Annotated in this window: 17 protein-coding genes; 8 read left to right on the top strand and 9 right to left on the bottom strand. The window is 69.9% G+C overall.

Going from position 1 to position 18,878, the window contains the following annotated elements:
• Nucleotides 1–110: 110 nt before the first annotated feature.
• Nucleotides 111–1,115, bottom strand: a complete 1,005-nt coding sequence (locus ACZ7CD_RS32910; protein WP_470380441.1) for a TerC family protein — start codon at nt 1,113–1,115, stop codon at nt 111–113.
• Nucleotides 1,116–1,184: 69 nt separating this feature from the next.
• Between ACZ7CD_RS32910 and mmuM the strand changes: the two genes are divergently transcribed.
• Both mmuM and ACZ7CD_RS32900 read left to right on the top strand, forming a co-directional pair.
• Nucleotides 1,185–2,066, top strand: a complete 882-nt coding sequence (mmuM, locus tag ACZ7CD_RS32905; RefSeq protein WP_470370483.1) for a homocysteine S-methyltransferase — start codon at nt 1,185–1,187, stop codon at nt 2,064–2,066.
• Nucleotides 2,067–2,264: 198 nt separating this feature from the next.
• A complete protein-coding gene (locus ACZ7CD_RS32900; protein ID WP_360389209.1) occupies nt 2,265–3,377 on the top strand; it encodes a hypothetical protein in 1,113 nt (370 codons plus the stop codon).
• Between the two features lie 67 nt (nt 3,378–3,444).
• On the opposite strand, the gene ACZ7CD_RS32895 is transcribed toward ACZ7CD_RS32900, so the two are convergent.
• The 3 genes from ACZ7CD_RS32895 to ACZ7CD_RS32885 form a co-directional block, all read right to left on the bottom strand.
• A complete protein-coding gene (locus tag ACZ7CD_RS32895; RefSeq protein WP_360389206.1) occupies nt 3,445–4,287 on the bottom strand; it encodes a peptidoglycan DD-metalloendopeptidase family protein in 843 nt (280 codons plus the stop codon).
• Between the two features lie 61 nt (nt 4,288–4,348).
• Nucleotides 4,349–5,182, bottom strand: a complete 834-nt coding sequence (locus ACZ7CD_RS32890) for a peptidoglycan-binding protein (RefSeq protein WP_360389203.1) — start codon at nt 5,180–5,182, stop codon at nt 4,349–4,351.
• A 336-nt stretch (nt 5,183–5,518) separates the two neighbouring features.
• A complete protein-coding gene (locus ACZ7CD_RS32885) occupies nt 5,519–6,106 on the bottom strand; it encodes a cysteine hydrolase family protein (protein ID WP_360389200.1) in 588 nt (195 codons plus the stop codon).
• A gap of 158 nt (nt 6,107–6,264) precedes the next feature.
• Here ACZ7CD_RS32885 and ACZ7CD_RS32880 point away from each other — a divergent pair, with 158 nt between their 5' ends.
• Both ACZ7CD_RS32880 and ACZ7CD_RS32875 read left to right on the top strand, forming a co-directional pair.
• The gene (locus tag ACZ7CD_RS32880) at nt 6,265–8,142 is read left to right on the top strand and encodes an FAD/NAD(P)-binding protein (protein WP_470373705.1); all 1,878 of its coding nucleotides are present in this window, start codon (nt 6,265–6,267) and stop codon (nt 8,140–8,142) included.
• A 14-nt stretch (nt 8,143–8,156) separates the two neighbouring features.
• On the top strand, nt 8,157–8,534 hold the full coding sequence (locus ACZ7CD_RS32875; protein WP_470370485.1) for a cupin domain-containing protein: 378 nt from the start codon (nt 8,157–8,159) through the stop codon (nt 8,532–8,534).
• A 32-nt stretch (nt 8,535–8,566) separates the two neighbouring features.
• Here ACZ7CD_RS32875 and ACZ7CD_RS32870 read toward each other — a convergent pair whose 3' ends face one another.
• Genes ACZ7CD_RS32870 through leuC form a run of 3 tightly spaced genes read right to left on the bottom strand, consistent with a single transcriptional unit; the run spans nt 8,567 to nt 11,475 of the window.
• On the bottom strand, nt 8,567–9,457 hold the full coding sequence (locus tag ACZ7CD_RS32870; protein WP_360389193.1) for a LysR family transcriptional regulator: 891 nt from the start codon (nt 9,455–9,457) through the stop codon (nt 8,567–8,569).
• Nucleotides 9,454–10,050 carry a 3-isopropylmalate dehydratase small subunit gene (leuD, locus tag ACZ7CD_RS32865; RefSeq protein ID WP_360389191.1) on the bottom strand — a complete coding sequence of 199 codons (597 nt, stop codon included), beginning with the start codon at nt 10,048–10,050 and terminating at the stop codon, nt 9,454–9,456. The genes ACZ7CD_RS32870 and leuD overlap by 4 nt, the downstream gene beginning before the upstream one ends.
• 30 nt (nt 10,051–10,080) lie before the next feature.
• Nucleotides 10,081–11,475 carry a 3-isopropylmalate dehydratase large subunit gene (gene leuC, locus ACZ7CD_RS32860; RefSeq protein ID WP_470380440.1) on the bottom strand — a complete coding sequence of 465 codons (1,395 nt, stop codon included), beginning with the start codon at nt 11,473–11,475 and terminating at the stop codon, nt 10,081–10,083.
• 256 nt (nt 11,476–11,731) lie between these two features.
• Between leuC and ACZ7CD_RS32855 the strand changes: the two genes are divergently transcribed.
• The 3 genes from ACZ7CD_RS32855 to leuA all read left to right on the top strand — a co-directional run bounded on the left by ACZ7CD_RS32855 (nt 11,732) and on the right by leuA (nt 15,719).
• Nucleotides 11,732–12,736, top strand: a complete 1,005-nt coding sequence (locus ACZ7CD_RS32855; RefSeq protein WP_360389186.1) for a TauD/TfdA family dioxygenase — start codon at nt 11,732–11,734, stop codon at nt 12,734–12,736.
• A 146-nt stretch (nt 12,737–12,882) separates the two neighbouring features.
• Nucleotides 12,883–14,061 carry a pyridoxal phosphate-dependent aminotransferase gene (locus tag ACZ7CD_RS32850; protein ID WP_470380439.1) on the top strand — a complete coding sequence of 393 codons (1,179 nt, stop codon included), beginning with the start codon at nt 12,883–12,885 and terminating at the stop codon, nt 14,059–14,061.
• On the top strand, nt 14,058–15,719 hold the full coding sequence (leuA, locus tag ACZ7CD_RS32845) for a 2-isopropylmalate synthase (RefSeq protein WP_458431873.1): 1,662 nt from the start codon (nt 14,058–14,060) through the stop codon (nt 15,717–15,719). Before ACZ7CD_RS32850 ends, leuA begins: the two co-directional genes overlap by 4 nt.
• 25 nt (nt 15,720–15,744) lie before the next feature.
• On the opposite strand, the gene ACZ7CD_RS32840 is transcribed toward leuA, so the two are convergent.
• Both ACZ7CD_RS32840 and ACZ7CD_RS32835 read right to left on the bottom strand, forming a co-directional pair.
• Nucleotides 15,745–16,395, bottom strand: coding sequence for a response regulator transcription factor (locus ACZ7CD_RS32840; protein ID WP_360389178.1), 651 nt, complete (start codon nt 16,393–16,395; stop codon nt 15,745–15,747).
• A gap of 155 nt (nt 16,396–16,550) precedes the next feature.
• On the bottom strand, nt 16,551–17,366 hold the full coding sequence (locus ACZ7CD_RS32835) for an ArsR/SmtB family transcription factor (protein WP_458431874.1): 816 nt from the start codon (nt 17,364–17,366) through the stop codon (nt 16,551–16,553).
• A gap of 64 nt (nt 17,367–17,430) precedes the next feature.
• Between ACZ7CD_RS32835 and ACZ7CD_RS32830 the strand changes: the two genes are divergently transcribed.
• Nucleotides 17,431–18,858 carry an MFS transporter gene (locus ACZ7CD_RS32830; RefSeq protein ID WP_470380438.1) on the top strand — a complete coding sequence of 476 codons (1,428 nt, stop codon included), beginning with the start codon at nt 17,431–17,433 and terminating at the stop codon, nt 18,856–18,858.
• The last annotated feature ends 20 nt before the right edge of the window (nt 18,859–18,878 follow it).

Genomic DNA, 18,878 nt, shown 5'->3' with positions numbered 1-18,878 from the left:
CCACCCGCTACGACAAACTCGCCATCCGCTACCAGGCCACCGTCCACATCGCCGCCATCAACATCTGGCTACGCCACATCTAAAACACGGCCTAGGCGCGGGGGACGGGGTCACTTCTCCTCGGACTGCTCCTTGCCGCTGCCGCGCAGCGAACCGGGGTGCGCCTTGACCGACGGGTCGTTGCGCGTCTTGACCAGGCTGGCCACGGTGACGACCACCAGGATCGAGATGATCACGCCCAGGCTGAGCGGCGTGGGCACCTCGGGCACGCGCGGGTCGATGTCGACGTGCGCCCAGTGCAGGATCAGCTTCACGCCGATGAACGCGAGGATGATCGCGAGACCGGCCGACAGGTACACCAGGCGGTCGAGCAGGCCCTTGACGAGGAAGAACAACGCGCGCAGGCCGAGCAGTGCGAACGCGTTGGCGGTGAAGACGATGTAGGGCTCCTCGGTCACGCCGAACACCGCGGGGATCGAGTCGAGCGCGAACAGCAGGTCCACGCCACCGATCGCGACCAGCACGACGAACAGGGGAGTGGCCATCTTGCGGCCGTCGACGCGGGTGAAGATCTTGCCGCCCACGTAGTCGTCGGTGACCGGCAGCAGCTTGCGGGCCGTGGTGACGACGACGTTGTTCTCGACGTCGGGGTCCTCGTTGCGGTGCCGGAACAGCTGGATCGCCGTGTAGATCAACAACAGGCCGAACAGCAGGAACATGAACGAGAACAGCGAGAGCAGCGTGGCGCCGACCGCGATGAAGATGCCGCGCATGATCAACGCCAGCACGATGCCGAACGTCAGCACCTTGTGCTGGTGCTCCTCGGGCACCAGGAACGTGGTCATGATGATCACGAACACGAAGAGGTTGTCGACCGACAGGCTCTTCTCGACGATGTAGCCGGCGAAGTACTCCGTGCCGGGGCCACCGCCGTGCGTGAGCATGAACCAGACGCCGAAGCCGACCGCGACCAGGATGTAGAACACCGACCACAGGCTGGCCTCGCGGAACCCGACCTTGTGCGGGCGGGCGGCGGCGAGCACGAGGTCGACCGCCAGCAGGACGACGATCACCCCGATCGTGACCGCCCACGTCAGTCCGCTGATCTCAAGCACAGGTGCCCTCTCCTCTGGTGGTCGATTTGTCTGAATTGGACGTTACCGGATCGTGCGTATCCTCGGCTGGTGGACTTGGTGAACGTGCTCACGAACAGGGTCGTCGTGCTCGACGGCGGGCTGTCGACCGCGCTGGAGCAGGCCGGTCACGACCTGTCCGACGAGCTCTGGACGGCCCGTCTGCTGCTCTCCGACCCCGACGCGGTCAGGGCGGCGCACGCCGGCTACCTCCGCGCGGGCGCGGACGTCGTGATCACCTCCAGCTACCAGGCCTCGTTCGAGGGGTTCGCCCGCCGCAGTCTGACCGATGAGCAGACCGTCGGCTTGATGAAGGCCAGCGTGTCGATCGCCCGATCCGCCGCGTCCGAAGTGGACGGCCCCCGCTGGGTCGCCGCGTCGGTGGGCCCGTACGGCGCGGTGCTGGCCGACGGCTCGGAGTACCGCGGCCGCTACGGCAGGACCACCGACGAGCTGGAACGGTTCCACCGCCGCCGCATCGAGGTGCTCGCCGACGCCGGACCCGACCTGCTCGCGGTCGAGACGATCCCGGACGCGCAGGAGGCGGAGGCGGTCCTGCGGGTGGTCGCGGGCAGCGGCGTGCCGGCGTGGCTGTCCTACAGCGTGCGCGACGGGAAGACGTGCGCGGGCCAGTCGCTGGAGGAAGCGTTCGGCCTGGTCAAGGGCATCGACGAGGTCGTGGCCGTGGGCCTCAACTGCTCAGCGCCCGAGGAGGTCGCCGGAGCCGTCGCCACCGCCCGCGCGGTGACCGGGCTGCCGGTCGTGGTCTACCCGAACACCGGCGAGCAGTGGAACTCCGCCGCACGCGCGTGGTCCGGCGGCGTGGAGTCGTTCGCGGTGACGGAGTGGGCCGAACGGGGCGCACGCCTCATCGGCGGCTGCTGCCGCGTCGGCCCGGCGGGCATCGCCGAGATCGCCCGCGCTCTCCGCTGAAACCGCATCAACGGGCATGGGCGGTCGTGTAGGGAAAATGTAGACCTGCTCGGAAAGCTGATGAGCGTTGTGCGAGCAAATCAGTGAAGTGACCTTCGGTATCTGGTTGCGGGAAACGGAATGGCAATGCGTTCTCCTGTTGTCTCATTCTGTTGCCCGCGGTGACACGAACACCAGAGATGGGATGGTTCAGCCGTCATGCAGAAGGACCAACGAAAAGGCCTGCTCCGCAGGACGTGGCGCATCACGGGCGGGACCGCGAAATCTTCGCCGCGGTTCGTCCAGCGGGTTTTCTCCCTCCTCGTGATCGCGCTGCTGGCCGCCGCGACCCCCGCCGCGGTCCCCGCCGCCGCGGCCGGTGAGCTTCCCGGCGGGCGGGCCAACTTCGTGGTGTCAACCGGAAGCCTCACCACCGGCTCGACCGCCAACTGGTTCCGGCTGGGCACCTACGCGTTCGACGCGGCCACCGGGAAGGTGTCAGCGAGCATGTACGTGTGGGAGCAGACGAAGCCCACTCAGCGGACCGGTATCGGGGTCACACCGGACTCGTCGTGCTCGTCCACCGATCCGAAGGCGACCGACAAGGTCCGCCCGTGCGAGATCATGACGGCGGGTGGGTTCACCGGCGCTCCTGACGACGTCCGGCAGGGCACCTACGTGCTGGGCACCCAAGATGGCAAGCAGACCGTCACGATCACCTGGTCGCCGACCTGGACGGACAAGTGGTCAGTGGACACCCAGCAGGCGCTGGCGCGGTTGAACTTCGTGAGTTCCACGCGGGTCAACAGCGGTTATGGCTACGGCAGCAACGCGGCGCTGACCGACCGTCGTGCGATGTCGAGCGTGCAATCGCACCAGGGTGGTCTCCGTTATGTCGGAAAGGGCTGGACGGCTGGTACGGCGAGCGATGTGACCAGTTCGTTCGCGGTCGGCTCCTTCACCGCCTGCACGACGGTGACCTGGTGCCTGACCTATTTCCAGCCTTCGTCGACGAAGGTGTGCCAGGCGGCCGGTGGCTGCCCGCATTACGGCGGCGGCACCCCGGCGAACGTCAGCTCCCTGCAGTACTACCTCGGCCGGGTGAACTCAGGCGACCGCCGCGACGCGCTGTGGCACTGGTGCACTTGCCTGGCGATGGAACGCGACGAGCCGTGCTACACCGGTAATTCGCACGTGAAGCCGTTGTTGCAGATCCTCGACGACAGCGGCACGTTCCGCGGCTGGGTGGGCGTCGAGGGCTCCTTCTCGACCAACGGCGTGCGCAACAGCGACATGCTCGCCGTCTTCGTCCAAGCCGACTGGGTCGCTTGACCGGTGCCCGGGGGGTCTCGGACGAGTGCCCCGACCGCAGCGGCCGGGGCACTCGGTCATCCGTTCGTCACGGGCAGTTCGTGCTGCGCGCGAGGTCGCGCGTGCCCCAGTAGGTCGGGTTGCCGTCCCGGAACGTCACCCGCTGCACGGAGCCGTTGAGCTTCTGCTCGTAGTGCAGGTGCGGGCCGGTGGAACCACCGGTGTTGCCGACCCGGCCGATCATCGTCTTCTCGGACACCGACTGGCCGACGGACACGTCCTGCGAGCTGAGGTGCGCGTACAGGGTCTGCCAGCCGCCCGCGTGGTCGATCACGATGTAGCGCCCGTAGGAGGTGCTGCCCAGGTTCGCGACCTTCGACACCGTGCCCGGCGCGGACGAGTAGACCTTGTAGCCGTTGTCCTCGGGGTAGTGGTTGAAGTCGACGGCGTTGGCCGGGCTGTGGCCGGAGCGGGTGCTCGCCGCCCAGGTCTCCCCGCAGGGGAACGGCAGCCAGAAGCGGCCGGTCGTGCCGGGGTTGAACTGGTGCGAGGCGTTGTTGTTCTTCAGCGTCGAGTTCAGGTTGGTCTTCGCGCCGGACGCGAAGTCCTGGGTGGCGCCGGCGTAGCCGGAGTTGAAGTACACCCGGACCGTGCCGCCGGTGCGGTTCCACACCGACGCGGCGTTGTTCTTGACGCACAGCCCCTGCCCGGCGCCCGCGCTCTTGAAGTCGTAGCAGGAGGGCTGGGTGGAGCCGTAGTCGGAGATCGACCCCGCGAAGTCGGAGACCGAGCCCGCGTGGTCGCTGTTGTAGAAGTAGCAGAACTCGCCGCTGTCGCAGACGCCGTCCCTGGCCGCCGCGGCCGCCGGGGTCACCGTCAACGCGGTGAGGCTCGCGGCGGCGAGCACCGCGGCAGCCGCGGCGAGGGCCATTCGTGTCCATGTCCGTGGTCTGGGCATGTGCTTCCTCACTGGTGCGGGGATTCTCGAGCGGTCAGGCGGCGCGGAGGTACTGCTCCCACGTCACCTTCGTCACCTGGGGCCCGTCGTCCTGGCCGTTGCCGGCCAGCCCGTCGCGCCCGAGGTAGTACTGGCCGACCTGTTTCTGCGCGGGTGTCGACAGGTCGGTGTCGTTCACCGCGATGCCGTGGACGTGCAGCGGCCAGTTGCCCTGGCTCGGTCGCCGCAGCCACGCCGCGAACCCCACCCGCCGCAGCGCCGTCACGAGCGCGGTGCGCTGCGCCGAGGTCAACGCCTCGGCGTCCAGGTCGACGGCGCCACCTCCGTCGTGCGTGCCGGCGGAGGTGGGGTCCTCGCCGGGGGAGTAGGAGCCCTGTTCCACGACGAGCGGAACTCCGCAGAGCCGCTGCGCCTCCCGCAGCATCGCGACCGTGCGCGCGTTGAACGGGAAGCCCTGGAACGTGGTGCGCGCGCCCGGCGTGAGGGTGCGGGTGAGGGTGAACCGCCCGTTGGCGAGCGCGGTGAGCGATGCCCGGCCGGGAAACCCGTTGGCGGCGGCGCCCGCGTACCCGAGCGACTCCTGCCACCGCCCGTAGGCGGTGCGGGTGACCGTGCCGAAGTGCCCGTCGACGTACTGCGCGGCGAGCAGCCCCTCGGCGACGAGCGCCTGCTCGACGAGCCGCACGCTCGCCCCGGCACCCGGCGTGAGCCCGGTGTCGGGCTTGACGGGGTCGCACTGCGCGGCCAGGACCACGAGCTCCATGTCCGCGGTCCCCGCGGCGGCCGCCACCCCGGGGACCAGCACACCCCCTGCGGCGATCCCGCCCAGAACGGCCAGGAACCCACGACGTCCAAGACGATCCGACATGCCGGACATCCTCGGCCAGGCACATATAAAACCGATATATTTTCGACCGGCCCCCGGTTCGATCAAGCCGTTCACCTGGAACGATGCCGGTCGCGCGGGGTTGGCAGACCGCTCGTGCGGGGACCGGGGACGTCTGCGGACTTGTGCACGGCGAACCGACAGCGGCCGTCGGATCGGTGGTGCCAGACCTCGCCCTCACCGGAGCCTTCCGGCCAGATGAACATCCGGCCGCCGAGCCCAGGCAGGGTGCGGTCGGCGAGGCCACCGGCGTGGGTCACTCCCGAAGTCGGTCACGGGGTGTGCGAACCGGGGGCACCCACGCCGTCTGCGACCCGTTCACCTGGGCGGCAGTGCCTCGTCCACCGTGGTCACGGTGCCGGTTCGGGCGATCAGTCGCAGCGCCGCCTCGTGCAGGTCGGAGGTGGCGGAGGCGGTGGCGTCCGCCAGCACCTGCACGGCGTAGTCGCGGTCGTGGGCATCTCGTGCTGTGGCCAGCACGACCAGATCGGTGGAGACGCCGGTGAGCAGCAACGTGTTCACGCCTCGCGTGCGCAGCACCAGGTCCAGCTCCGTGCCGAAGAAAGGGCTGATGCGCCTTTTGACGACCACGGCGTCGCCTTCGGCGGGTTTCACGGCGTCGTGCACTTCGGTCGCCCAGGTACCGATGACCAGCTTTCCCGCGTCCTTCGCTTCGGCGAAGACCGGGGAGTTCGACGGCCATTCCGAGAAGTCGGGGGAGAATCCCACCACCACGTAGATGACCGGGATGTTCTCCGCTCGTGCGCGGGCTATCGCGGTGGCGGCCCGTTCGAGCACGCCCCGGCTGGCGACCTGCTGCTCGTAGCCGTGGGAGGCGTACTGGCCGTCGGGGTGCACGATGTCGTTCAGCAGATCGAGCACGAGAAGTGCCGGTGAACTGGTCATGCCGCTCAACTTATTCGCGTGCCGGACACCGGCGGGAAATCTGTCGGCGCATCTTGCATGAGCGAACCAGATGGCTGCATGAACGAGTTCTTCTTCCCGGTGCCCGCCTGCCGGTCATAGCTTTCTCGGCGGTTGCAGGACTCGGGGAAGGTGTGTCCATGGAGGCGTTCGGACCGCTTCGGATCGCCGTGGTCGGCAGCGGGCCCCGCGGGCTCGCGGTGCTGGAACGGCTCGTCGCCAGGATGAACGAGCAGGCGCCGGCGGTGCCGGTCACGGTGTACCTGGTGGACGCGGTCGAGGTCGGCTGCGGCCGCATCTGGCAGTCGGGACAGCCCGAGTGGTTCCTCATGAACACCCCCTGCGGTGAGGTGACCATGTTCTCCGGGCCTCCGGACGAGGGGCGTGCGCGGCCGGGTGCGGGGCCGTCGCTCGCCGAGTGGTGGAGTGCGCATGCCCCGGGGTTCGAGGGACGTACGGGCTATGCGCCGAGGGCCTTGCACGGCAAGTACATGCGGTGGGTCACGGACGTGATCGAGGCTTCGCTGCCGCCCACGGTGCGCTTGCACCGGGTGACGGCGGCGGTCGAGGACCTGGAGCCCACGTCGCTCGGGTACCGCCTCGACCTGTCCACCGGCGATCACCTGCTGGTCGACAAGGTCGTGCTGACGACCGGGCACCCGAGGCTCCACCAGGTGGGGATGTTCCGCGAGTTCGAGGAGTTCGCCGCCACACGACCGGACCTGCGCTACTTCGCCGCCGACTCCGCGGTCACGATGCCGCTCGACACCATCCCCGACGGCTCCGCGGTGGGGCTGCTCGGGCTCGGGCTCACCTTCTACGACCTCATGCTCGCCCTGACGGTCGGCAGGGGTGGGCGGTTCGTCGAGGAAGGCGACGGTCTGCGGTACCTGGCCAGCGGCCGGGAACCGCTGCTGGCCGGCGGTTCGCGCAGCGGGATCGCCCTGTCCGCGCGCGGCATCAACCAGAAGCCCGCGACGCTCAAGTTCCGGCCGACGCTCTTCACCACCGAGAACGTCTGTCGCGGCCGGGTGTTCGGCGAGATCGACTTCGGTGCGCACGTGCTGCCGTGGATCCTCGGCGAGATCGAGTACGTCTACTACCTGACCGAGGTGCGCGAAACCCTCGGAGCCGAGGCGGCCGCGGAGTTCACGGCGGCCGTCGTGGCGGCGACCGGCGCGCGACCGCCGGACATCAGGCCGATCGCCCTCGCTCAGGGCCTCGGGCACCTGACGCCGTTCGACTTCGAGGGCCTGGCCCGTCCGTTCGCGGGCCGGACCTTCGCGTCGCGGGCCGAGTTCGAACGTGCGCTGGACGACCACGTCCGCGCCGACATCGAGCACGCCGTGCGCGGCAACTACGCCTCGCCGCTGAAGGCCGCGCTGGACGTGCTGCGCGACACGCGCTGGGTGGTGCGCGAGATCACCGACTTCGGCGGGCTCACGCCGGACACGCACCGCGACTTCCTCACCTGGTTCTCGCCGCGCAGCTCGCTGCTGGCGGCCGGCCCGCCGCTGGTGCGGATCAGGCAGGCGGAAGCGCTGCGCAAGGCCGGAATCCTGAGGTTGGTCGGGCCCGACGCGGAGTTCTCGGTGGACCGCGGGCGGAACGCGTTCGTGCTGTCCTCGCCCGCCGTCGCCGGATCGAGGGTCGAGGTGCGGACGCTGATCGACGCCCGCATCGCCAATCCCAACGTGTACCTGGACAGCTCGCCGCTGACGCGGGCACTCGTGCGCCGCGGAATCTGGAACGGCTTCACCAACGGCAAGGGCGACAACGCGTTCCACACCGGTGGCGTCGCGGTCACGCGCAGCCCGTTCCACCCGCTGGACCGCCACGGCAGGCCCGACACCGATCTCTACGTGCTGGGCGTGCCGGCCGAGCACACCCGCTGGTTCACGTTCGTCGGCAGCGGCAGGCCCGGACCGTGGAACGAGTTCACCAAGGACGCGGACGCGATCGCCCGGCACGCGCTGACCGCCGTCCACGCCATGACATCACCGGTTCCGGCCGGCTGACGAGGAGGAACACCATGACCGACACCCAGCTCCGATCGGTCCGCGTCCTGCGGGACGTCCTGTCCGCCGGTCTCGACGCCGTGCAGTGGACCCGCTGGGAACAACCAGGTCGCGCCGGGGTGGAGATCCACCCGCTGTTCACCACCGGCGATCCCCAGAACGCCACGGCCTTTCTCACGAGGATGGAGCCGGGCGCTCACGGGGACCTGCACGAACACCTCGGCTACGAGCTGATGTTCGTGCTGCAGGGCGAACTCGTCAACGACAACGGCGACCGCTACGGAGTCGGTGACCTGATCGTCGAGGAGCCCGGCAGCGTGCACCAGGTGACCAGCGTCGCCGGCTGCACGGTGCTCGGGGTGCGCACCGCTGCAACCCGGCCGCTGGGCTGACCGGACGCGTGAACCGGTCGGTGCGGACCGGTTCACGCGCTCAGCGGCTCGTCCACGGCTCGCCGGGCGAGCTCGCGGACGAGCCGCACGAACGCCGAGACCGCCGGAGTGCTCCTCGCGGTCTCCCGGACGCCGAGCGCGACCGTCCTCGTCAGCGCCGGCGTCAGCGGGACGACCGCCACCCCGGACATCCCGCCGGGCAGCAACGACATCGGCAGCACCGTCGGTCCGACGCCGGCGGAGACCATGGCGAGCAGTGCGTGCAGGTCGCGGATGCGGTACGCCACAGCGGGTTCTGCGCCCTCCGCCAGCAGGACCGCTCGCAGCAGGGGTTCCACCCCGCCGACCGGTAGCACCAGGGGCTCGCCCGCCAGCTGGCCGGCCCGCACCGCGGTCTGCCCGCAGAGGCGGTGCCCCGCGGGCAGCACCGCGCACAGCTCGTCCCGCCACAACGGGGTCGTGACCAGGTCCGGTTTCGGCAACGTCACCACGCCGACGTCCACGGCACCGGACCGCAACCACGCCGCGATCTGCTGGTCGGTGCCCTCGCGCAGCACGATCTCCCCTGAGGGGAACCGGGTGCGGAACTCCTCCAGGAGCACGGGCAGCAGTCTGCCGGCGAAGGTCTGGCTGGTGGCGAACCGCACGGTCCCGCGCAGTCCCGTGACGACCGCCGAGGCGGTCAGCCGGATCTGTTCGGCGTGCGTCACGATGGCCCTGGCGTGGACGACCACGTCGCGTCCGGCATCGGTCAGCCGCACGCCCGCGCGACCGCGCAGCACCAGCTCGCACCGGAGGTCCGACTCCAGTCCCGCGATCGCGTGGCTGACGGCGGACTGCGAGACGCCCAACGCCTTGGCGGCCTTGGTGAAGCTGCCTTCGTCGGCGACCGCGACGAAGGCAGCGCACTGGGTGAACCTCACCGCGTGCCCCCGGTGACGGGCAGCGTGGGGCGGCGGTTCGCTTCGTAGGTCTCGATGTCGCCGGCGTGCGTCAGCGTGGCGCCGATCAAGTCGGTGCCGGTGAGCAGCCGCTCCCTGGCACGCGCGTCGACGCTGAACGACTCGGCCAGCGGTCCGCACCGCACCTCGAGCCGTTCCAGGTCGACGGTGACGGGCACCGCGGGATCGGTTTCCACGGCCTGCCACAGCCGCTCGACCACCGCGGCCGGCAGCACGACCGGGAGCAGGCCGTTGAGCAGCGCGTTGCCGCGGAAGATGTCACCGAACCGCGGGGCGATCACCGCACGGAAGCCGTAGTCGAGCAACGCCCACACGGCGTACTCACGTGACGATCCCGTGCCGAAGTCGTTGCCCGCGACCAGGATCGTCGATCCCCGGTGGACGGGCCGGTTGAGCACGAACCCGGGATCCTCCCGCCAGTCGGCGAACAGCGAGTCGGCGTGACCGGTGCGCTCGGAGAGCGTGAGGAAGCGGACGGGGATGATCTGGTCGGTGTCCACGTCGCTGCGCCGCAACGGAACCGCGGTTCCGGTGTGGACGGTGAACTGCTGCACGGGTGCGCTCCTGGAGGCGTGGGAAGGCGGTCAGAGGTCGGCGGGGGCGGCGATCCGGCCGCGCACGGCCGTGGCGGCGGCAACGGGCGGCGACACGATGTGCGTGCGCGATCCCTTGCCCTGCCTGCCCTCGTAGTTGCGGTTGTTGGTGGACGCCGCCCGCTGACCCGGTCGCAGGCGGTCCTCGTTCAGCGCCGCGCACATCGAACACCCTGCTGCCGCACGGAAGTCCGCGCCGGCCGCGGCGAACACCTCGTCCAGCCCCTCCTCGCAGGCCTGGCGGCGGACCGCGGCCGAGCCGGGCACGATGATCATCTCCACGGAGTCGGCGACGCGCCGTCCCCGCAGCACCTCCGCGGCCGCGCGCAGGTCCTCGATCCGGCTGTTCGTGCACGAGCCGATGAACACCGCGTCCACCGCCACGTCCCGCAACGCCGTGCCCGGCTTGAGATCCATGTACTCCAGCGCCCGCTCGGCCGCTGCCTGCTCCTGCGCGCCGGCGAACTCGTGCGGATGCGGCACGTGCGCGTCGATCGGCACGCTCTGGCCGGGGTTCGTGCCCCAGGAGACGTGCGGGCGCAGCGAGCTCGCGTCCAGCACGACCTCCTTGTCGAACACCGCGTCGGCGTCGGTGCACAGCGTGCGCCAGTGGGCGACCTCGGCGTCGAAGTCGGCCGGCATGCCGGGACGGAGCCGCAGGTAGTCGAACGTCGTCTGGTCCGGCGCGACCATTCCGGCGCGCGCACCGGCCTCCACCGCCATGTTGCACAACGTCATCCGTCCCTCCATCGACAGCGCCCGCACGGCCTCGCCGCGGAACTCCACGAGGTGGCCCTGTGCCCCGGCCGTGCCGATCCTGGCGATCAGCGCGAGCACCAGGTCCTTCGCCGTGCACCCGAAGGGCAGCTGTCCGGTGATGGTGACGGCCATGTCCCGAGGCCGTGACATCGGCAGCGTCTGCGTGGCCAGCACGTGTTCCACCTGGCTCGTCCCGATGCCGAACGCCAGCGCGCCGAACGCGCCCTGCGTGGTGGTGTGCGAGTCGCAGCACACGATCGTCATGCCCGGCCGGGAGAGTCCCAGCTCCGGCCCGATCACGTGCACGATGCCCTGCTGTTCGCTTCCCAGGCGGTGCAACGGGATCCCGAACTCGGCGCAGTTGGCCCGCATGAGCTCGGCCTGCCTGCGCGCGGCAGGGTCGAGAATTCCGCGCGTCAGGGACGTCGTCGGCGTGTTGTGGTCCTCCGTGCCCACGGTCAGGTCGGGGCGGCGCACCGTGCGGCCCGCCGCCCTCAGCCCGTCGAACGCCTGCGGTGTGTTCACCTCGTGCAGCAGGTGGAGGTCGATGTAGAGCAGGTCCTCGCCCGACGAGTCACTGCGCACCACGTGTCCGGCCCAGATCTTCTGCGCCATCGTCGTACCCATGCGATTTCCCCCGCGCATCCGGTGTGTCGATTCACGTCGAGGCAACCACACGACCTTCGCGAGCAGCAAGACAATGCACCGAAGGGGAATCCGGCTCCACCGGCGGACTAGGCGGTGTACCTCGTTTCCACCGGACTCCACCTCCTGCACCTAAGGCAAGACGCGGAGGATCCCGATTCCTCCGGCGGCCGATGACTCGCCCGTCCCCGGTGGCGAAGCTTGTTCTCAGGATCTCCGCCAGAGCAGGGAAGGAACCATGAAGCCGATCCACATCTTCACCGACGAGCAGTACGAGGAGCTCTACCGCGCTCTCGGCGACGTCGACAAGAACCCCTACGACGACTACGAGGCGTTCTCGCAGGCCGTGGCCGACCTGGTGGACAGGGGCGACGTGCCGGCGTTCTTCCTCGAGGTCTGCGCCCGGATCCGCGCGGACCGGGAGAGCGGGACCGTCGACGCGCACGTCCTGCGCAACGTCCCGATCGACGCGGAACTGCCGGACCTCGGCAACGAGGACCCGGTGTCGGTCAAGCACGCCGAGAAGAAGACGTTCATCGGGGAGACGCTGCTGGAGCTGTTCGGCAAGCTCATGGGCAACCCGCTGCTGGCCTACGCCCGAAACCGCGGGGACTTCTTCACCGACGTGGTCGCGTTCGACAAGTACAGCGGAAAGCTCACCGGCTACAGCGACAGCGAGCTCTACTTCCACAACGACCGCACGGCGCACGAGGTCCGCGCCGACTACATCGCGTTGCTCGGCATGCGCTGCCCGGAGGGCGAGCTGATCTACACCGGTTTCATCGACGGCCGGGAGATGCTCGTCCACCTCGGCGAGCAGGAGCAGCGACTCCTCCGCGAACCGTTCTACATCACGCCGTTCGACGTGTTCTCCAAGGACAAGAACGCGAGCCTGACCGACTCCGGAGCGCACCCGATCCTCGAGAACGACCACAGCTTCCGCTACCTCGACACCGCGACCACGACCGCGCCGGGCAGCCCGGTGGAGGCCAAGGACGCGCTGATCGCCATGAAGAACGCGCTGGCGAAGGCGAGCAAGGTCCGGCACCGCATCCTGGAGCGCGACCTCTTCGTCCTGTCCAACCAGGACGGTCTGCACAGCCGCGAGAAGATCGAGATCAACGACCCGGCGCAGGCCCGCAAGCGGTGGCTGCTCAAGACCTACGCGTTCCGCGACGACGCCGCGGCGGACCGCCACGGCGACAAGTGGCTGGACGGCGTGCGAGGACGGGTCGCGGACTAGGGCCTGTGTCGAAGTCCATGTTCGCGATAGCCGGGCCTGAGGCGGCCCCAGGAACCACCTCAGGCGCGACTCTCATCGAACGGGACCCCGACACAGGCCCTAGGTCTGGTCACCCCTGCAACGCGGACACGGTGGAAGGAAGAGTCATGCCCAGGGTGGCGACGCGGTTCGACCACATCCAGAAATCAGCGACCTACGCGGTGCTCGACCTCGTGCGCGAGCTCCGCGCACAGGGCGCCGACGTGCTCGACCTCGGCGGAGGGGAGCCGGACTTCGACACCCCGGAGCACATCTCGGACGCGGCCGTGTCCGCGCTGCGCGAGGGGTTCACGCACTACACGCCCAGCCGGGGGACACCGGAGCTGCTGGAGGCCATCGCCGAGAAGCTCGCCAAGGACAACGACCTGCTGGTGGACCCGATGCGGGACGTCGTCGTCACACCGTCGGCCAAGCACGCGCTGTCCAGTGCGGTGCTGACCGTCGCAGGACCCGGTGACGAGCTGATCGTCCCGACACCGAGCTGGGTCAGCTACGCGGCGATGGCGCACCTCGCGGGGGCCCGTCCCGTGCCGGCGCCGTTGAGCGCGCGGGACGGGTTCCGGCTCACCGCCGGCGCACTGGAACAGGCGCTGACCAGGAGGACGAGGGCGGTGCTGGTCAACACCCCCAACAACCCGACCGGCCGGCTGCTCGACGCCGACGAGCTGACCACCCTCGTCCGGTTCGCGCAGGAGCACGACCTCGTCATCATCTCCGACGAGATCTACGAGAAGATCACCTACGCCGACCGCCCGCACCTGAGCCCGGCCGCGCTGCCCGGTGGCGCCGAGCGGACGCTCACCGTCAACGGGTTCTCCAAGGGGTACGCGATGACCGGCTGGCGGCTGGGGTACGTGGCCGGTCCGACCGAGATCATCGCCGAGCTGCTCAAGGTGCAGCAGCACACCGTCGGCTGCGCGAGCTCGTTCGCCCAGCGCGGCGCGGTCGTGGCGCTGACCGGGCCCCAGGAACCGATCACGGCGATGACCACCGAGTACGCCGCACGGCGCGACCTGCTCGTGGCCGGCCTCAACGGTCTGCCCGGGGTGACGTGCGCGGTGCCGGACGGTGCGCTGTACGTGTTCCCCGACATCCGCGGGACCGGCCGCGGCGACTCGGCGCGGTTCACCGAGTGGCTCCTGCGCGAGGCGGGTGTCGCGGTGACGCCGGGGTCGGCGTTCGGAGAGGGCGGCGAAGGCCACGTCCGGCTGTCGTTCGCCACGTCCCGCGAGGTGCTGGCCGACGCCGTCGGCCGGATCGGCACCGCGCTCGGGGCAGACCGATGACCCGCCCCGCCACCGCGTCCGGGGAGACCCCGATCGCGGCACACCGCACGCCGCAGCGCCCGTCCGGAATGCCCTTCCGCCGCTACGTCCCCGCCCAGCGGGTTGACCTGCCCGGCAGGACCTGGCCGAACCGGACCATCACGGCCGCGCCCCGGTGGCTGTCCACCGACCTGAGGGACGGCAACCAGGCCCTGATCGACCCGATGGCGCCCGGACGCAAACGTGCGTTGTTCGACCTGCTGGTCAGCATGGGCTACAAGGAGATCGAGGTCGGCTTCCCGGCGGCGTCGCAGGCCGAGTTCGACTTCGTCCGGTCGATCATCACCGACCGGCTGGTCCCCGCCGACGTGACGATCTCGGTGCTGACCCAGGCCAGGGACGACCTCATCGAACGCACCCTGCAGTCGCTGCGGGGCGCGCCGAAGGCCACGGTGCACCTGTACAACGCCACGGCCCCGCTGTTCCGGCGGGTCGTGTTCCGCGCGGACCGCGAACAGGTCAAGGACATCGCCGTCTCCGGTACCAGGACCGTCCTCAAGCACGCGGACCAGATCCTCGACGACGGGATCGCGCTCGGGTTCGAGTACTCGCCGGAGATCTTCACCGACACCGAGCTCGACTTCGCGCTCGAGGTCTGCGAGGCGGTGATGGACGTCTGGCAGCCGGAACGCGACCGGGAGATCATCCTCAACCTGCCCGCCACCGTGGAGCGGTCGACGCCGAACGTCTACGCGGACCGGATCGAGTGGATGTCGCGCAACCTGTCACGCCGCGAGTCGGTGTGCCTGTCCGCGCACCCGCACAACGACAGGGGCACCGCGGTCGCCGCCGCCGAGCTCGCGATCATGGCCGGCGCGGACCGCGTCGAGGGCTGTCTGTTCGGCCAGGGCGAGCGCACGGGCAACGTCGACCTGGTGACGCTGGGGCTGAACCTGTTCGCGCAGGGCGTCGACCCGATGATCGACTTCTCGGACATCGACGAGGTGAGGCGGGTCTACACCTACTGCAACCAGATGACGGTGCCCGAACGCCACCCGTACGCGGGCGACCTGGTGTTCACGTCGTTCTCCGGGTCGCACCAGGACGCGATCAAGAAGGGCTTCGAGGCGCAACGCGCGAACGCCGCGCTCACGGGCGTACCGGCCGAGCACGGCCCGTGGGAGATGCCCTACCTGCCGATCGACCCGCACGACGTCGGACGCACCTACCAGGAGGTGGTCCGGGTCAACAGCCAGTCGGGCAAGGGCGGTGTGGCCTTCCTGATGAAGGAGCACCACGGGTTCGACCTGCCCAGGCGGATGCAGATCGACTTCTCGGCCGTGGTCCAGGCCAGGACCGACGCGGTGGGCGGAGAGGTCACGCCCGAGCTGATCCGCGAGCTGTTCGACCGGGAGTACGGGCTGGGGCTCGATCCCGCCGTCGTCCTCGGTGTGCCGGACGTGACCGGTCAGGCCGAAGCGCTCGCCGCACTCGCGGCACGCGGCCGGCCCTGCCGCGTGCTGGACAGGGTCGAGCACGCGATGGGAGCACGCACGGCCGTCTACCTGGAGGTGTCGCTGGGCGACTCGGTGCACTGGGGTGCCGGCGTCGCGGAACACGCTGACCACGCCGCGCTCTCGGCGCTGGCCAGCGCCGTCGCCCGGTACGGTCGCCGATGACCGCACCCGGTGCGGAGCGGGCGGGTCACGCGGTCCGCGAGTTCCGCGCCGGGTGGTACGGCCTCGTGCTGTTGCGGATCAGGAGAACGGCTTCGAGCCGGTTGCGCGCTCCCAGCTTGGGCAGCGCGTGGGAGACGTGGCTCTTGATCGTCGCCGGGGAGACGCCCAGCGACCGCGCCGCCTCGACGGTGCTCATCCCGTCGGCCAGGAGGCTGAGGACCTCGTGTTCCCGGTCGGTGAGGCCGGCGTTGGGCTGCTGGAGCAGGACGGGCGGCGCGACACCCATCGGCCCGCGGTGTGCGGCCAGCTCCGGTGAGAACAGCAGATAGCCACCCGCCACCGCGTGCACGGCGTCGGTGAGGCCCCCCATTTCCGTGTCTTTCACGACGCATCCGGTGGCGCCGATCGACAACGCCCATTCGACCGATTGCCGGTCGACCCTCGAGACCAGGAGAAGAATCCGAATTCCACGTGAGGAGAGTTCGAGGACCGTCCGCTCGACGTCCTCACGCGAATACACCGACATGACGACGACGGTCTTTTCGGTCAATCGCGGCCAGTGCGACACCGGAACCAGGCTGTCCACGCTTCCGATCAGCTTCATCCGGTTGCAGCAGGTCCTGAGCCTGGCGGCGAGCACGTGCCGGGAGATGGGATCGTGATCGGCCAGCAGCACGGAGCACGTGGATGAATCGGATAAGACGTCGGTTCTCGTGTACAATTCAGACACTTCTCGATTCCCCCCGCGAAGGTTTTCCCCACCACTGCCCGAATCGATTCTGAAGTTACCACGGGTAGCACTTCGAGTGCTCTCCGGAACCGAAGTGTGAGCTACCGCACAAGAGTGCGCTCGGGCTGGTCGGGCAATTCTGCGGGCACCATCTCGAAAGGCCGTCCGAAAGTCCGGGAAAGACCGCTGGCGCCCGCCTTGGTGAGGTGCACGACCCGCGGGCTCACGCCGTGCCGAACCCATTCGAGGGTGAACAGCCTGTGTGCGATGGCCGCTCCGAGGGCCCCCGACAGGTGGTGGCGTTCCTCGCTCCAGTCCACGCAGTAGCGGACCAGTGGTCGCCGCCGAGCGTGTTCCCGCACGTCGATCCCCAGTGTCTGCAACGTGTCCGCGCCCTCGTCGGTGAGCTCGTACCGGTGGTCGCGGCCGTAGGAGGCCGCGCGGTCGTGTGCCGCGGTGGCCGGGTGGTGCGTGCCGTCCGCGCCGTCCACGCCGACGAGGACCTTCGTCTCCAGCAGGACGCCCATGAGGTGGACGCCGAGCTGGCCGGCGAGGTGGTCGTAGCAGGTGCGCGACCTGCGCAGAGCGTCCGCGCGGACGCTCTGCTTGAGCGACCTGACCCGCAGCGGCGGTGCGATCACCGCGAGTGCCTCCAACGCCTCGGCGACCTCGGCGCGGGCCAGCCGGTAGCGGCGGTTGCGGCCGTCGCGGTGGGAGGTGACCAGACCCGCGTCGACGAGCTTCGCCAGGTGGGCGCTCGCCGTGGGGCCGCTGACACCCGCTTCGTCGGCCAGCACGGTCGCGGTGATCGCCCTGCCGTCGCACAGCGCCTTGAGGATCCGCGCACGAGAACCGTCCGCGATGAGCGCCGCCGCTCGCGCGATGTCAGGGTCGGACTTCGTGTCTTCGGAGTGCACACCTCGACGGTACGACATCGATACTTAGACGGGCGACGAAGTGTTTTCGTCACAGACTGGCCGCATGAGCATCCGCGTCCCGCAGCGCACGGAGCCGCCCGCGCTGGCACTGCCCCCACTCATCGCGCTGAGCCTCGGCTACTTCCTCGTGATGCTGGACGTCACCGTGGTCACCGTCGCGGTGCCGGACCTCCAGCGGTCGTTGCAGGCGGGCCCGTCGGCGTTGCAGTGGGCGGTCGACGGCTACAGCGTCGTCTTCGCCGCGTTGCTGCTCCTCGGTGGCGGCCTCGGGGACCGGCTGGGCCACCGGAGGATCTTCCTCGTGGGTCTCGCCGGGTTCACCGCGGCGTCGGTGGTCTGCGCCCTCGCGGCGTCACCGGGCGCGCTGATCGCGGGAAGGCTCCTGCAGGGAGCGGGTGCCGCGCTGCTCGTGCCGACCTCGCTCGCCCTGCTCGCCGCCGCCTACCCCGACCGCGCCGTCCGGGCCCGCGCGCTCGGCTTCTGGGCCGGTGTCGCCGGGGTGGCGTTCGCCGCGGGACCGGTGCTGGGCGGCCTGCTCGTGTCGGGCCTGAGCTGGCGCGCGGTGTTCTGGCTCAACGTCCCGGTGGCCGCGCTGGCGGTCGTGCTGACCCTGCGGCACGTGCCGTCCCCCGCGACCTCCGGCACCGCCCGGCGGATGGACGTCCTCGGCCAGGTGCTCGCCGTCATCGGCCTCACGGGCATCGCCGGAGCCCTCAACGAGGCGAGCACGTCCGGCTGGACGTCCACCGTCGTCGTGGTCTCCTTCGTCATCGGCGCCGCGGCCGTCGTGGCGTTCGTGCTCACCGAATGGCGTCTCGACCGCAACGACGCCTCACCGCTGCTGCCGCCGTCGTTGTTCGCCGACGGCGGTTTCGCCGCTACGGCAGCGATCGGGGTGCTGCTGAACCTCGGCTACTACGGCATGTTGTTCGTCTCCACGCTGTACTTCCAGCAGCAGCGGGGCTACGACGCCATGACCACCGGCCTCATGCTGCTGCCCACGGTCTGCATGGCGCTGGTCGCCGGTCCTGTCTCGGGGAGGCTCACCGCCCGCTACGGGCCCTACAAACCCATGGCCGCCGCGATGCTGCTCGGCTCCGCGGGGTTCCTCGGCTGGCTCGTCGCCGGGCCCGACACCCCGTACGTCGCGCTGCTGTTCGCCTTGGTGGCGACCGGTCTGGCCACACCGTCCACGGTGCCCGCCGCCACCGCCGCGATCATCGAGTCCGCGCCGAGCGAGAAGGCCGGTGTCGCCTCGGCGGTCTTCAACGTGTCCCGCCAGATCGGCAACGCCGTCGGTGTCGCCCTGTTCGGCACGCTGACCGTCGCCTCGGCGAGCATGTACGACGGCCTGCACACCTCGGCGTTGATCGCCTCGGTGGCGTTCTTCACCGGCGCGGCGCTCGCACTGCTCGCCGGTCGGCGCCGGTCCGTCCGCACCTCCACGGCGCCGGCGACCGCGCGCCCCTGATTCCTCTCCGCACCAGTGAA

It is taken from the genome of Lentzea sp. NPDC036949, from assembly GCF_055608075.1.
The sequence above is the reverse complement of the archived record's forward strand: the minus strand, read 5'-3'. Positions and strand labels throughout refer to the sequence as shown.